At 43.5% G+C, this 14,529-nt stretch carries 11 protein-coding genes; 9 read left to right on the plus strand and 2 right to left on the minus strand.

Annotated elements, in window-relative coordinates:
• The first annotated feature begins 60 nt into the window (after positions 1 to 60).
• From SUN_RS05920 to acs, 3 genes are all read left to right on the plus strand, one after another.
• A complete protein-coding gene (locus tag SUN_RS05920) occupies positions 61 to 1,887 on the plus strand; it encodes a putative nucleotidyltransferase substrate binding domain-containing protein (RefSeq protein ID WP_011980836.1) in 1,827 nt (608 codons plus the stop codon).
• Between the two features lie 11 nt (positions 1,888 to 1,898).
• Positions 1,899 to 2,519 (plus strand): 3'-5' exonuclease, encoded by a 621-nt coding sequence (locus tag SUN_RS05925; RefSeq protein ID WP_011980837.1) that lies wholly within the window; start codon positions 1,899 to 1,901, stop codon positions 2,517 to 2,519.
• Positions 2,520 to 2,658: 139 nt separating this feature from the next.
• Positions 2,659 to 4,614 (plus strand): acetate--CoA ligase, encoded by a 1,956-nt coding sequence (gene acs / locus SUN_RS05930; RefSeq protein WP_011980838.1) that lies wholly within the window; start codon positions 2,659 to 2,661, stop codon positions 4,612 to 4,614.
• Positions 4,615 to 4,740: 126 nt separating this feature from the next.
• On the opposite strand, the gene SUN_RS05935 is transcribed toward acs, so the two are convergent.
• Both SUN_RS05935 and SUN_RS05940 read right to left on the minus strand, forming a co-directional pair.
• Positions 4,741 to 5,409, minus strand: coding sequence for a uracil-DNA glycosylase (locus tag SUN_RS05935; RefSeq protein WP_011980839.1), 669 nt, complete (start codon positions 5,407 to 5,409; stop codon positions 4,741 to 4,743).
• Positions 5,410 to 5,520: 111 nt separating this feature from the next.
• Positions 5,521 to 6,546, minus strand: coding sequence for an aldo/keto reductase (locus SUN_RS05940; RefSeq protein ID WP_011980840.1), 1,026 nt, complete (start codon positions 6,544 to 6,546; stop codon positions 5,521 to 5,523).
• Positions 6,547 to 6,631: 85 nt separating this feature from the next.
• Here SUN_RS05940 and SUN_RS05945 point away from each other — a divergent pair, with 85 nt between their 5' ends.
• The 6 genes from SUN_RS05945 (at position 6,632) to SUN_RS05970 (ending at position 14,509) form a co-directional block, all read left to right on the plus strand.
• The gene (locus SUN_RS05945; protein WP_011980841.1) at positions 6,632 to 7,402 is read left to right on the plus strand and encodes a hypothetical protein; all 771 of its coding nucleotides are present in this window, start codon (positions 6,632 to 6,634) and stop codon (positions 7,400 to 7,402) included.
• A 117-nt stretch (positions 7,403 to 7,519) separates the two neighbouring features.
• The gene (locus tag SUN_RS05950; RefSeq protein WP_011980842.1) at positions 7,520 to 9,364 is read left to right on the plus strand and encodes a mechanosensitive ion channel family protein; all 1,845 of its coding nucleotides are present in this window, start codon (positions 7,520 to 7,522) and stop codon (positions 9,362 to 9,364) included.
• A gap of 63 nt (positions 9,365 to 9,427) precedes the next feature.
• Entirely contained in the window at positions 9,428 to 10,063 is a 636-nt protein-coding gene (locus SUN_RS13015) for a hypothetical protein (protein ID WP_011980843.1), read from the plus strand.
• Positions 10,064 to 10,094: 31 nt separating this feature from the next.
• On the plus strand, positions 10,095 to 10,526 hold the full coding sequence (locus SUN_RS05960) for a hypothetical protein (protein ID WP_011980844.1): 432 nt from the start codon (positions 10,095 to 10,097) through the stop codon (positions 10,524 to 10,526).
• 467 nt (positions 10,527 to 10,993) lie between these two features.
• Positions 10,994 to 12,910: an LTA synthase family protein gene (locus tag SUN_RS05965; RefSeq protein WP_011980845.1), complete on the plus strand. Its 1,917-nt coding sequence runs from the start codon at positions 10,994 to 10,996 to the stop codon at positions 12,908 to 12,910.
• Positions 12,911 to 13,855: 945 nt separating this feature from the next.
• Positions 13,856 to 14,509, plus strand: coding sequence for a TetR/AcrR family transcriptional regulator (locus SUN_RS05970; RefSeq protein WP_011980846.1), 654 nt, complete (start codon positions 13,856 to 13,858; stop codon positions 14,507 to 14,509).
• Positions 14,510 to 14,529 lie beyond the last annotated feature (20 nt).

Genomic DNA, 14,529 nt, shown 5'->3' on the forward strand with positions numbered 1-14,529 from the left:
ATAATATCATTACAGTATGATGTTATAGAGAGAATTCACACTTGGGAGACAGTATAAAAGATGATAGCCTTACTTGAGAGACTCCACGCTCACTTGCCGTTTTCACTTTTGGACCGGGAGGAGTTGCAGACCATAGAGTCAAGTGCAGTGATCGCCTATTACCCTGAGGGCACAAAGCTCATTTCTGCCCAACGCAGGCCCGAGAGACTCTACTATATCATCAAAGGTGTTGTGGAAGCCAGAAAGAACGATGAACTCATAGACCTTTACCATGAAGACGACAGCTTTGGCGGTATAGAGATCATAGAGGAGCAGGAATCAGCCTATGACTACAGTGTCATTGAAGAGCTGATATGCTATGAGATACCCGGAGAAGTTATTCTGCAGCTCTGCGAAGAGAACAGCGACTTCAAGAACTACTTCTTTTCTTCCATCGTGGAACGCATAGAAATGATCAAAGAGCGCCAGGAGAGTGCCAAAATGGCTGACATTATGGTCGCACGTATCGACGAAGCCATACTGCACGATGCCTGCATGGTGGATGCCGATATGCCCATCGTCGAAGCCCTTGCCAAACTTGAAAGTGAAAAAGCTGTGGCGCTGCTTGTAAAGAATGAAAAGGGTTACGGTATCGTGACCGATGCGGACCTGCGCAAGTACATTCTGCACAAAGAAGAGCAGAACCTGCAAACGATATCGCAGATACAGAGCTACCCGATCATTGCCGTCCATGAGGGAGAGTTGCTCTTTAATGTGCTGCTTCTGATGACGGGGAATTCCATCAAGCACCTCCCCGTGACTGACGGGAACGGCGAACCCGTCGGTATACTCACCCTCATTGACCTTTTGAGCTATTTTGCAAACCAGTCCCATATCATAGGCAACCAGATCGAAAAGGCCGAGGATATCGAAAGTGTTGTCGATGCCACTAAGCGTATCGATGTCATGATAAAGACCCTGCATTACAAAGGGGTGAAGTCACGCTATATCGCCAGACTGGTTTCGGAGATGCACAAAAAGATGTATGCGCGCATTTTTGCACTGATCTTTCCCGAAACATGGCATGAAAGATGTACGCTGCTGCTGCTCGGCAGTGAGGGCAGGGGAGAGCAGATACTCAAGACCGACCAGGACAACGCGATGGTCTTCGAAGAGGGGTTCGAACCCGAAGAGAAAGAGAAGTACCTTCTGAAATTTACTGAAACACTCGATGCCATCGGTTTTCCGCGCTGTGAAGGCAATGTTATGGTCATCAACCCCAAATGGGCCAAGGATGCCAGCGCATACAAAGAGGAGATCAGACGCTGGATCGAAATGCCTGACTATCAGGGAGTGATGGACCTTGCTATATTCTATGATGCCTTTGCCGTGGCAGGGAACATAAACCTTTTCAAAGGGCTTAGGGAGATGCTCCTGCATGAAGTGAAAGAGCACACGGTCTTTTTGCCCTATTTTGCAAAATCTGTGGAGAGTTTTGAGTCTCCCATAGGGCTCTTCTCACGTTTTGTCAGCACGGACAAGACGCACAAAGACGAGATCGACATCAAAAAAGGGGCGATCTTTGCACTGGTACACGGCGTGAGGGCACTGGCTCTTGAACATGGCATCACCAAGACCAATACCAATGAACGCATCAAAGCCCTGAACGACGTTGGCTACATGGACAAGAAGGATGCCTCCAACCTCATAGAGACGCTTGAAGTACTCAACACGTTCCGTTTGCATGCCAGACTGGAAAAGCTGGAGCACGGCAAAGTCCCGGACAATTACGTTGACTGGAGTGTGCTGAGCAAACTGGAAAGAGATACGCTCAAAGAAGCGCTCAAAATGGTAGAGTCATTCAAGAAGCGAGTGGCGTACCACTTTCATCTTTCCATAGTGAGTTGAGGGAAGACAGGGTGTTTGGAAGTTTGAGAAAAAAATGGAACCGAAAACATCTGACAGATGAGCGCTTCACTTTTCTGTTCGAGGGGGATTTCAGCGGAGAGGTAGTGGTCTTTGACTGTGAAACGACCGGACTTGACCCCAAAAAAGACGGGATAGTCTCCATCGGCGCGGTCAAAATAAAAGAGAACAGGATTCTGACAGATGAAGCAATGCATATTTACGTGAAGCAGGAGAAGCAGATATCGCATGAGAGTATCACGATCCATCAGATACGCCATTGTGATCTCGAAGATGCCGTTCCCATCGAAGAGGCGATAGAGGAATTTCTCTATTTCATAGGCGGCAGGACACTTGCAGGGTACTACCTGGAGTTTGATGTTGCGATGATAAACAAATACATCAAACCGATGTACGGTATTACTTTACCCAATAAACAAGAGGAGGTTTCAGCAATTTATTACGACAAAAAAATATCCACGATTCCTCAGGGAAACATAGACCTGAGATTTGAGACGATCATCGAGGACCTGTCACTGCCGAAACTTCAGGCGCACGATGCCCTGAACGATGCGGTGATGACAGCGATGATCTATCTTAAATTGAAACATACGAAAAGTCTGAGGCGTACATAATATGGTCATATTTTCTCATGATGTTACAATTGAGACTAAATTAGTCCTAATTAAAATATTTTGGGAGAAACCATTTTAAAATATGATGATTTATGTTAAACTAAAACCAATGAAAAATAAAATATAAAAAGGAAAATATATGAGCGAAATATACTACCCGAAAAAAGAGATGTTCACTGATCCCCTTATCAAAAACATGTGCGAGTACAATGATCTTGTCGAAGAGTTTGAAAAGGACTATGAAGGAACCTGGGGCAAATATGCCCAGGAGAAAATAGACTGGTTCAAACCGTTCGACCGAGTGCTGAATGAGGATGATGCACCATTCTACAAGTGGTTCGAAGGCGGAGAGCTGAATGTCGCCTATCAGTGTGTGGGAAGACACCTCAAGACCAAGAAGAACAAAGCAGCGATCATCTTTGAAGGTGACAACGGCGACCAGAGAACACTGACCTACCGTGAACTCTACTACGAGGTAAACAGAACGGCGAACCTCTTCAGGAACAAATTCAACATTAAAAAAGGCGACAGGGTCGTGCTCTATATGCCGATGATCCCCGAAGCGGCGATCTCCATGCTTGCCTGTGCCAAGCTCGGTGCTATCCACTCTGTGGTATTTGGTGGATTCTCGGCTGAAGCGCTCAGAGACCGTATCATCGATGCGGAAGCCAAACTGGTCGTTACCGCTGACGGTGCCTTCAGAAAAGGAAAACCGTATATGCTCAAGCCGGTTGTTGACGAAGCGCTTGAAGAAGGGTGCGATTGTGTCGAGGCGGTCTGTGTTGTCGAGCGTAACGGTGAAGATATCCACTGGGAAGCGGGACGCGACTATGCCTACAATGAACTGGTAGAGAATGAATCCGTTGAATGTGAGCCTGAGATGGTGGATTCCGAGCATCCCCTTTTCCTTCTTTACACTTCGGGAAGTACCGGAAAACCAAAAGGGGTCCAGCATTCAAGTGCAGGGTACATCCTTTGGGCGCAGATGACCATGGAGTGGGTCTTTGACATCAAAGACAACGATACCTACTGGTGTACGGCCGATGTGGGCTGGATCACGGGACATACCTATATCGTCTACGGGCCGCTTGCTGCGGGTGCGACAACGGTGATGTTCGAGGGTGTACCGACCTTCCCTGATGCGGGAAGATGCTGGAAAATGGTGGAAGAGTATCAGATAAACCAGTTCTATACGGCGCCGACCGCCATCAGACTCCTTCACAAGATGGGTGCGGACGAGCCGGCAAAGTACGACCTCTCTTCACTGCGTATCCTTGGGACTGTGGGTGAGCCTATTGACCCGTCGGCCTGGAAATGGTACTACGAAGCGGTGGGTAACTCCAACTGTTCCATTGTCGATACCTACTGGCAGACAGAAACAGGCGGGCATATGATCTCTCCACTGCCTGCGGCAACACCTATCAAGCCTGGCTGTGCGACATTCCCGCTTCCGGGTATCGTAGCTGAGATCATGGAAGAAGACGGCACACCGACACCGGTAGGGGAAAAAGGCTTCATGTGTATCACCAAACCATGGCCGAGCATGATCAGAACGATCTGGAACGATCCTGAAAGATTCGTGAAGTCCTACTTTGGCGACTGCAAGAAAGACGGCAAAGCGGTCTACTTTACGGGTGACGGTGCGATGATGGATGAGGACGGTTACATTACCATTACCGGACGTACTGATGATGTCATTAATGTCTCAGGCCACAGAATGGGTACGGCAGAAGTCGAAGCGGCGGTCAAGAAACATGACAATGTCGCAGCAGTCGCAGTAGTCGGTAAACCGCACGAGATCAAAGGCGAGGGGATCTTCGCCTATGTGGTCCTCAAGGATCCGCATAGTGTAGCAGATGAATTTGCCATGATGAAAGAGATCAATACGATCATCAAGTCCGAGATCGGTGCCATCGCACTGTGTGACGATATGGCATTCGTGCCCGACCTCCCGAAAACACGGTCAGGAAAGATCATGAGAAGAATCCTCAGAAGCCTCGTCAAAGGTGAAGCGATCACGCAGGATACTTCAACACTGGAAGATCCGAGTATCGTGGGTATCATCGAAGATATTCTCAAAAAAGAGTGTGAATAGGCACATATCCGGGGAAGGAAAAATATCTTCCCCATTATTCCGGGCCTGACCTGGGATCTCTCTCCTACAGACAAAATCCATTTTGATCCGAAGGGATCCTGAAACAAGTTCAGGATGACGAATGCTTTAAAAGCTCTTCATCAACTCTTTTACTTTCAACAGATCTTCAAACACCTCTTTTTTTGCACTGGGATTTCTCAGCAGATAGCTTGGATGGTAGGTTGGGATAAGTGTAGCGTTTCCGTGTTTGTGGATACTGCCTCTGACCTTGGTGATACCGGTATCGTCTCCGGTCAGATAGTGGTATGCGGTCGCTCCGAGTGTCAGGATGAGTTTGGGTTTGATAAGCTCTATCTGCTTGAGCAGGTAGGGCTGGCATGTGTGTGCCTCGGTGGGAGTAGGAGCCCTGTTGTTGGGCGGACGGCACTTGACGATGTTGGTGATGTAGACATCGGCTCTTTTGAGACCAAGAACATTTTCGAGCATTTTGGAAAGCAGTTCTCCCGAACGCCCTACGAAAGGTTTCCCGGTGCTGTCCTCAGTTGCTCCGGGACCTTCACCGATGATCAGTATATCCGCATGGGGATTCCCCTCTCCGAAGACAACCTTCTGCCGACTCTTGCTCAGGTCACAGAGGTGGCAGTTTATTGCCTGTTTCTGCAGCGAGTCCAGTGTGTCAGGCAGGGTAAGGTCGATCTTCTCTTCCTGATAGGGCATGATATCGGTATACCTGTACCCCAACTGCTTGAGCTGGTAAAGTTGTTTTAAAAGAAGGGCATTGTGCAGATTTTTCATAGAAGTATTATACTCCTATGGAACTTAACAGACAGTACTTACATCCTCACCAAATCTCGAAATAAAGTTAAAAAACTTTATTAACCAAAGTATACTCAATTCAGAATATATTTATCCCATAGGGTAAAGTATGTTTGCATGTACTTTGTCGCAAGCACGAAGAACTTCATCGCTGAGAATAAGGTCCATGGCAGCCAGTGAGGCATCGAGCTGTTCCGCGCTGGTGGCACCGATGATCGTGGAAGCGACAAAATCAAACTGTTTTGACCATGCTGTGGCAAGTGTGACCGGATGCAGTTCTGCCTCTGCGGCGATTTTGAGGTACTGTTGTGTCGAAGCCAGGGTCCTGTCATTCATGAAACGCTGTGCCATGGCACGCTGTCTCTGATTAGGCGACTTGAGGTAGTCGGCAAATCTCCCTTTAGCCTCTTCGGGTTTCATCGCCTGGTTGTATTTCCCGCTGAGCACCCCGCCTGCCAGAGGAGAATAGGGCAGAAGGGAGACCTGTTCTTTTTTGCAAAGTTCTGAAAGTTCATCCAGAAATCGTCTGTTGAGCAGGGAAAAGTTGTTCTGGATCGATTCAAACCGTGCCAGACCTTTGTAATGCGAGGTCATCAGAGCTTTAGCGGTACCGTAGGCAGTGCCGTTGGAGGTACCTATGTAGCGAACTTTTCCGGTACGTACCAGTCTGTCGAAGGCTTCAAGCGATTCCTCTATTGGCACGACCGTATCGGGCCAGTGCATCTGATAGAGGTCGATGTAATCTGTGTTAAGTTTTTGCAGGCTGCCCTCGACCGCACGTTCTATGTGGAAACGATCGATGGCCGTCAATCCGTGACGAATAGGGGGAACAAACCACCCACTGGCAGCACCGGCGACCTTGGTAGCCAGAATGATAGAATCTCGGGGCTTCGTCTGTATCCATTCTCCCACCCACTGCTCCGTGATGCCCGCCAGATCCGCTTCCGGAGGGACAGGATAAAGTTCTGCCGTATCATAAAAATTCACCCCGTGATCATAAGCTTTGTCCATAATCCTGAAGGCTTCTTTTTTGTCACACTGTGTACCGAAGGTCATCGTCCCCATGCAGATAGGGGAGACACGAAGCCCTGTTCTTCCTATATATCTGTACTGCATTTGTGTACTCCTGAATGTTTTTTCTAATGCTATCATATCTTAATGGTATAATAATAGTGATTATTCCAGAGAAAGGAGCCTAAGGATGCAGGACCGTTATGTAGCAGATGTAGGCGATTTCGGGAAATTCCAGCTTTTCCGGTATCTTTTTGATCATAATGAGAGCCCGATGTCAGGAAAAATGCTTTCTCAGATATGGTTTCTGCATGAAGGTGAGGGTGAAATGAACAATGACGGAAAGCATATCGACTATTTTGAAAGAATGATGGGCAGTGACGAGTATCTGGAGGAGTCACTGATGGGTATTCTCATGCGTAACAAACGTGAGGTAGTGGAACTTGAAAAGCTCAAGTTGTTGAAACATGCCCGTTTTTTCTATGATAAAGTACCCAAAGCGCTTGAAGACCGCTATTTGTGGCTCAACAGAGCATTGACATTCTCAAGCAAGTCACAGATAGTCGCTGTCGCACCCGATAACGGTATGGCACTCAAATGCAAAAGGGCAGAGCATGCCTTTGAATTCCTGACACTCTCTTCTCACTATACGCAGAAGGTCTACCCGCATAAATATATTTTTGCCGACGAGATCAGCTACTTTTACAGACTGCCGTATCTTGAAGTGTGCATTGTCTACCAGCATCTGGGACGCTGTTTTACGCATCATGAGCAGATACGAACCCTGCTTCATGATCTGAAGAAAGAATATCATCATGTGCTGGCTATCAAACATAAACCGTATTCCCCACGGATTTTTTTCTTTCTGTGTAAAAGTCAGGTCATCAAAGAGAGCCTTGAGCTAAGGCTGAAGAAATTTGAAAGTGAATTCGGTGATTTTTGGGAACTGTTTGCTCCATAACCATTCTTCTGTTGTTTAGCGTTTTATGTGATATTATTAGATTAGTATAAAGGGAACCTCTAATAATAGGTAATACCTACAATCACCTATTTTTAGAGGTTCCCTAAAGGATATTATTTGAAAAAATTACTTGTTTTAACCATTCTCTTTACATCGATCCTCTTGGCAAATACAAGACTCGATGCTTTTCTTGACCAGCAGATGAAAGTTGAAAAACAACTACTCGAACAGAACCTGACGAAAGATGAGAGAACAGAAATAAAAAAAGAGCAGGACAGAGAGTACCAGAGTTTCTTTCTGCAGTATGCCACCAATAAAAAAGAGAATCTGCAGGCATCCAATCCCTACCGTACGCAGATCAGCAAACTCAAGCTTCGGCTGAACCGCAATATGCAGCGTGGTAATAAGACAGCTGTACTGAGAGATGAAGCCATTCTGCATGAATATATGATCAGAGATCTGATCAGGAATATCCTCAATGACGTACTACGGAACACGGACAATAAATCCAAAGCGTTTTACGAGGACAAGGTCGACGAGATACTACTGAAGCATTTTTCAGAATACAAGCCTTTGGATAAAGAGGTATATGAGATAGTCAAAAGCAGTGATAAAAAAGGAAGTATTATTAAAGAGATACGAAAGTCCGTTGAACGTAATAATCTCCTCGAAGCCGTCAGCAGGACGTTCAGTGCCAAACTTGTGGAAAACCGTCTAAACATTTACCGTACAGCGAGGCTTTCAGAAGCGAAACTTTTCGCCTTTGCAAGCAAGGTAAATCAATCCACTATTGGACAGAAACTGAATCCCTATCTTGTACCGCTGAATCTCGACAGCAGCAAACTGACGGTAGTTATCGTTGTTATACTCTTCATACTCCTGGTACAGAAGATCATTTACTTGATCATGAATCTGATATTGAAAAAGTATCAGGTCAAAGAAGAGGACAGGGACTATATCAACAGTCATTTGGTAAAACTCCTCAATCTTATTGTCACACTCTTCATTATTCAGGTGATTTTTGTTGTCTTTTTGGGTGTCGATACAAAAAGCGTACTAATAAGCAAGATTTTTGCCGTGCTTTACATCATACTGTTCACGATCCTCATATATCGCAGCAGTAACTTTCTTGTCCATATGAAACTTGAAAGGATCCAAAGCAACAAATACCTCAAAAAAGAAGTGATCAATCTGATCATCAAAAGTACCAATATACTTATCATAACGATCGCTTTTATTCTCATACTTTATATCCTGGGAGTTGATCTCACCGCAGTACTCTCAGGTCTGGGTATCGGTGGTTTTGCCGTAGCGTTCGCGGCCAAGGACAGTATCGCCAATATATTCGGTTCCATCTCCATTCTCGCCGGTGACCTTTTTCAGCAGGGTGACTGGATAGAGATAGACAAAATGGACGGGACGGTCGTTGAAATAGGGCTTCGGGCAACGACCATACGTACCTTCGACAATGCACTTATCTCAATTCCCAACTTTAAGCTGGTGAACGAAGGTATTAAAAACTGGAGCCGCAGGAGTGTCGGAAGACGTATCAAAATGAAGATCGGTGTGAGTTATGAATCGGACTTTGACGATATCAGGCAGGCAGTAGAAGATATACGCATAATGTTGAAAGAACATCCCGGTATAGCCAATGAAAGAACAAAATTCCAATCCTACTACCGTCAACCCAAGATCATATCGGCCGAAGATTTCAAAGGTGTGAAGCGGACCACGCTTGTCTATATGGATGAATTTGCAGACTCAAGCATCAATATTCTGGTCTACTGTTTTTCCCGTTCCGTTGTCTGGCAGGAGTGGCTTTCGGTCAAAGAGGACGTGATGTACAAGATTGCCGAGATACTCAAGAAACATGATTTGGATTTCGCTTATCCGGCACTGACCATATATCAGGGAAAAGAGAATTGTCCAGATATATCTGCTGAAAATGGTATTGAGAAATAGTATTAACATACTGTTTACTATAGACAAGTAGAATTGTCTGACAGTAAATTAAAGGAAAATAAAATGAAAAAAATAGCACTCGCATCAATTGCAACACTCTCTATGCTCCTTGCAGCACCAAATGCCGGAATGATGGGCGGACAGGGGCAAGGGGCTCAGATGAAATGTGGTGGAAAAATGCAGATGAAAAAGAAAATGATGAAAAGAAAGATGATGATGAACTCTCCTTTCCTCATCAAGCATGGACTTCCCCATTTGACTAAGGATGTCATGAGAAACTGGGATAATGCTGCATTCGCACTGACTGCTGAGCAGAAAGAAAAACTGACAGCGGTCAGAAAAGAGACCATGGGCACCGTCAAGAGACTAAAACCTGAAGTCATAGCACTTAAGAAAGAGATCGTACAGGCAAGTACATCGGGTACAAAGGCTGCTGACCTTAAAGAAAAAGTGGATAAACTGGCTTCATTGGAAGCGGAAGCTACGATGGTACACCTGAACTGCATTGAAAAGACCAAAGATATTTTGACCAAAGACCAGCTCCTTTTCCTGCTTGCTAACAAAAATAAGACGCATGGCATGCAAGGTAAAATGATGAAAAAAAGAATGGGTCAGGGCAAAGGTATGAAAATGAAATGCGGCGGTGGAAAATGCGGTATGGGAATGAAGCAGGGCGCCGGTAAGATCCAGACACATTAATTAAACAATAAATAAATCTTGGAGAGATAGCATGAACAGACATAATTTCATAGGTGTAACAATACTTGTTTCTGTATTGGCCCTGAACCCTCTGCTCGCAGTAGAGTTTCAGAACAACATACAGACAAGATTTAACTCAGCCAAAAAACTCTCCAACAGCATTGCATCCATCCTTCATAAAAGAGGGCTGGATGAAGATGCTGCCGAAGAGATCGCTGCTGCTTCGGTAGGTAATGATGAAGAACATTTAACACAGATGGTTGAAAACCTTAGCTCTGTCCTGCCGCATGATGAGATTATGGAACATCTCAGTACCATGGCGTTGCACAGAAAAGAGATACAACTGGACTCATACGACTACCTGGTCAGTATGGCATCGAAGATCAAAAAAACCTCTTTGGACAAAAACATGTTAAATCATTTACATGTGATTGCCAAACTCAACAGTAAACTGATCGGATAGAGTCCAATCGGTCCCGGAACCTATATTATTAATGTAGTTTGATGGTACCTATGTTGAGGCCTTCAAGAATCTCTTTTGCCTTATTGGCCTTTTCAGTTTCTCCTCTGACGATCACAAGAATTTTGTTTTCTTTTTCAAAGTTCTCATATTTGATGGCGTCCTCTTCAGCAAATCCCCGGTCTACACGTGCAGCACCAAGAGCAGTAAAAGCGCCTCCCCAACCATGGCATTGCCGACAAGGTCAGAATAGTGAAGCTGTGAGAGGGTCTGTAGCAATCAGCGGGCCAAACCCCGGGATGAGAAAAAAGAGACCATCCAACATAAAACCGGAAAGACCACCCAAAAGTACCAAATTCACCCCAGAATTTGTGATTTACATTGTATAATGTCAAGATAAAATGAATAAGATTTTCATTTTCAGAGTATTATATATAGTGTGGGAAAAACTAACGGCAGGAGTCTATCAGATGAATAAAGGAAGGTTCAGGTTTGCAGCCAACTTCATTGCTATTTTCATTTTTGTAAGTTTCATTACAAGGATCGTGTTACTGGCAATGACCTATGATCAGGCAGATACGGGTATTGTTGAGCTGATAAAAGTCTTTTCCATAGGGGTGTTCTATGATTTCGTAGCTGTTTCCTACTATCTGATACCATTTGTTATCTATCTTATTATCGTGCCCCGGAAGATCTTCAACTCAACCCTTCACAAGATCATCAGTCTGCTGATCTATTTTGCTGTGATCTATACGGTGGTGTTCAATGGTTTCAGTGAATATTTTTTCTGGGAAGAATTCGGGAAACGTTTTAACTTTATCGCGGTGGATTATCTGGTCTATACACATGAAGTGATACATAATATTCTGGAATCCTACCCTATACCGCTTCTTGTGATGATCATTCTGTTCATTACGGGAGGGATCTTCTATGTCAACCATAAAAAGAGTGATCTGCACAAGGCGGCATTTCAATGTGACATGCCGTTTTCACAACGACTGAAGATAGGAAGTATTTACCTTGCGCTGCCGCTGCTTTTCTTTGTATTCCTGGACAAGCAGACTCTGACAGAAAATGTTCCGAACAAGTTCGACCAGGAGTTGGCGAAGAATGGTTTCTATTCACTTTTCAGTGCCTTTAGACACAATGAACTGGACTATGATGAATTTTACAAAACACTGGATAATGAAAGTGTGTTCAGACGATTGCATATTCTTCTACAAAGAGAGAATGCGACCTTTAAAACGAACGATATACATGATATTACCAGAGTGGTTAACAATAATGGACCAGCACATCGTTACAATATCGTCCTGATCATGGTGGAGAGTCTCAGTGCGGAATATCTTGGTGCGTTTGGTGACAAAAGAGGGCTGACCCCGCACCTGGATGAGTTGGCGAAAAAATCACTCTTTTTTAACAATCTGTATGCGACAGGTACAAGAACAGTCAGGGGTATGGAAGCGGTCACGCTCTCTCTGCCACCGACACCGGGCAGAAGTATTGTTAAAAGACCCGATTGCCAGCACATGAACTCTGCAGGTTTTGTCTTTCAAAACCTGGGCTATGAAAATAAATTTATCTATGCTGGTCACGGTTACTTTGACAATATGAACTACTTTTTTTCCAATAACGGGTTTGAAGTGGTGGACAGATTTGATTTCAAGGATGATGAAGTGACATTCTCCAATGTATGGGGTGTCTGTGATGAAGATCTTCTGAACAAGGTCAGCAAAGAGGCAGACAAATCTTTTGCGAAACAGAAACCTTTTTTCAGTTTTGTCATGACCACCTCCAACCACAGACCCTATACCTATCCTGATGGAAAGATCGACATTCCTTCCCATACAGGACGCAGCGGCGGGGTAAAATACACCGATTATGCCATTGATAAATTTTTCAAAGAGGCATCCAAAAAACCATGGTTTGACAATACGATCTTCGTAGTCGTTGCGGACCATAACGGTGGGAGTGCGGGCAAAACAGCACTACCGGTATGGCGCTACAAGATACCGCTTTTCATCTATGCACCAAAACTCATCAAGCCGAAAGTTGTCAGCAAGCTTGCTTCGCAGGTAGATATTGTACCTACGCTTTTGGGGATCCTCGGACAGAATTATGAGGCCAAATTTTATGGAGATGATATTTTAAAGCCGGACCACAAGGAAAGGGCATTCCTAGGCAACTACCAAAAACTGGGGCTTTTCAGAAACAACACTCTGACCGTGCTATCGCCGGACAAAACGGTACAGAATTACAAAGTGAAGAAACAGACACTCTATAGTGTGGCGTATACTGAAGAAAAACCATCCGAAGCAGATGTAGACGATACGGTCAGCTATTATCAGAGTGCGAGTTACCTCTACAAGCATCAGTTGTTAAGATAGTGAGTATAAATATTTCATCTTCGTGTAGAACTCCATAGTGGAGAGATGAAAATAACTTCTGTGTTAGATAGTGGAACTACAGTTCATATTGTTTTGTAGGATACCATTTATTTATGCAGATATGTTAAAGTCTATAAAATTATTCTTAAGCATAGTAATAAAATCTCTATTGATTAACATAATATAAATTCTATTAAAAAAGCAACTCTCTACTTCTAGGCATAAATGTGTAAAGGGAAAAGTGAATTTAAAAAGTACTATTTGACTAAAATATAAAAATAACTTCAATAATAGATAAAACCTAACCTATTTTGTATTTTTCGAATGACTTCATGTATAAACATCTTTCCAGTGGCACTATTCAGATTAATTTGTATTCGGACCATCTTTTATTAAATATAAAAAAATTTAAAATTTCTATTCTGAGCATTTTTCAGTACCAACAATAATCCATCTGAAATTTTTTGTCACAAGTAATAAATTTGTTTTAATCATTTTTTCAATTATTCAGTGTTTGTCTTTTTTTGAGTAAATGTAATTTTCGATATGGGGTACGTCATCCATGTATATTAAAAATTCAATCAAGAACAACAGTAAAGTAATAAATTTTATACTATTTAATATTATTATTCCCTTATTCTGGCATGCAAAGAAGGATCAAAATCTAGAATAATATAATACTAATAAATATAATAATTACCCCTTCCTCTAACGATATCTGTATAGTTACAGTACCGATCTCAATAGATAGCGTATTTCTGGGCAGCAGACACCATTTAAAGAACAAATGTTCATAAAGAATTATTAATGAGTGCAAATAAATGAACAAATGTTCATAAGGAATAATATCTTAAATAACATAAAAGAACAAATGTTCACTTACATTCGTACTCTACTCTTGACTTATGAACAAATGTTCATTATAATATCGTTAAAGGAGCCGCAATGAACGAGCAGAGCGTTAAAACTCCCCTATCCAAAGGGGCTAAAACTAAAGAGAAAATATTGAAGAATGCCCTGAAACTCTTTTCATCCAAAGGGTATAAGGCAACAACGGTAAGAGATATAGCAGGGGCGATGGGAGTGAAGCAGAGCGCGCTCTATAACCACTTCAAGAACAAAGACGAGATACTGGAAACACTTATAAGCAACCTGACCTCGTCAGCCATCGTCACATTATTTGACGATAAAGAGGGCCAGGAGCTCCATAAACAGGGGAAATCACTTCTAATGAACCTTGCCACTACCTTCAAGCTTATTGGCTTTGACAGCCAAAATGAGGCGCTTTTAAAGCTTTTGATGCAGGAGATCTACCGTAACGAGCGAATACGGGAGATATACAACGAGCATTTCTACCAGGAGAACGTCAAAAAGCTCTCCGGTTTCTTCTTTGCAATGATGCAGGATGGGATGATTAAGTCCTCAGACCCCCTTTTGCTGGCAAATGAGTTCTTTTCTCCCCTGTTCTTCTATCAGATGCAGGTTTCTTTGCTAAAATTAGATAAAAAATCGACCTCTTCAGTTGTCTCTTTATTTGAAAAACATGTTGATTTCTTCTGGGATAATATTAAAATAGAGAAACAAGAGACGCTTTTTTAGATAAATACTAAATAATATTA

Source organism: Sulfurovum sp. NBC37-1 (genome assembly GCF_000010345.1).
GTDB lineage: Bacteria > Campylobacterota > Campylobacteria > Campylobacterales > Sulfurovaceae > Sulfurovum.

Bases quoted from the DNA above. Each gene is read 5' to 3' on its own strand.
- SUN_RS05920 (WP_011980836.1), top strand. From the start codon at position 61: ATGATAGCCTTACTTGAGAGACTCCACGCTCACTTGCCGTTTTCACTT.
- acs (WP_011980838.1), top strand. From the start codon at position 2,659: ATGAGCGAAATATACTACCCGAAAAAAGAGATGTTCACTGATCCCCTT.
- SUN_RS05935 (WP_011980839.1), bottom strand. From the start codon at position 5,409: ATGAAAAATCTGCACAATGCCCTTCTTTTAAAACAACTTTACCAGCTC.
- SUN_RS05940 (WP_011980840.1), bottom strand. From the start codon at position 6,546: ATGCAGTACAGATATATAGGAAGAACAGGGCTTCGTGTCTCCCCTATC.
- SUN_RS05945 (WP_011980841.1), top strand. From the start codon at position 6,632: ATGCAGGACCGTTATGTAGCAGATGTAGGCGATTTCGGGAAATTCCAG.
- SUN_RS13015 (WP_011980843.1), top strand. From the start codon at position 9,428: ATGAAAAAAATAGCACTCGCATCAATTGCAACACTCTCTATGCTCCTT.
- SUN_RS05960 (WP_011980844.1), top strand. From the start codon at position 10,095: ATGAACAGACATAATTTCATAGGTGTAACAATACTTGTTTCTGTATTG.
- SUN_RS05965 (WP_011980845.1), top strand. From the start codon at position 10,994: ATGAATAAAGGAAGGTTCAGGTTTGCAGCCAACTTCATTGCTATTTTC.
- SUN_RS05970 (WP_011980846.1), top strand. From the start codon at position 13,856: ATGAACGAGCAGAGCGTTAAAACTCCCCTATCCAAAGGGGCTAAAACT.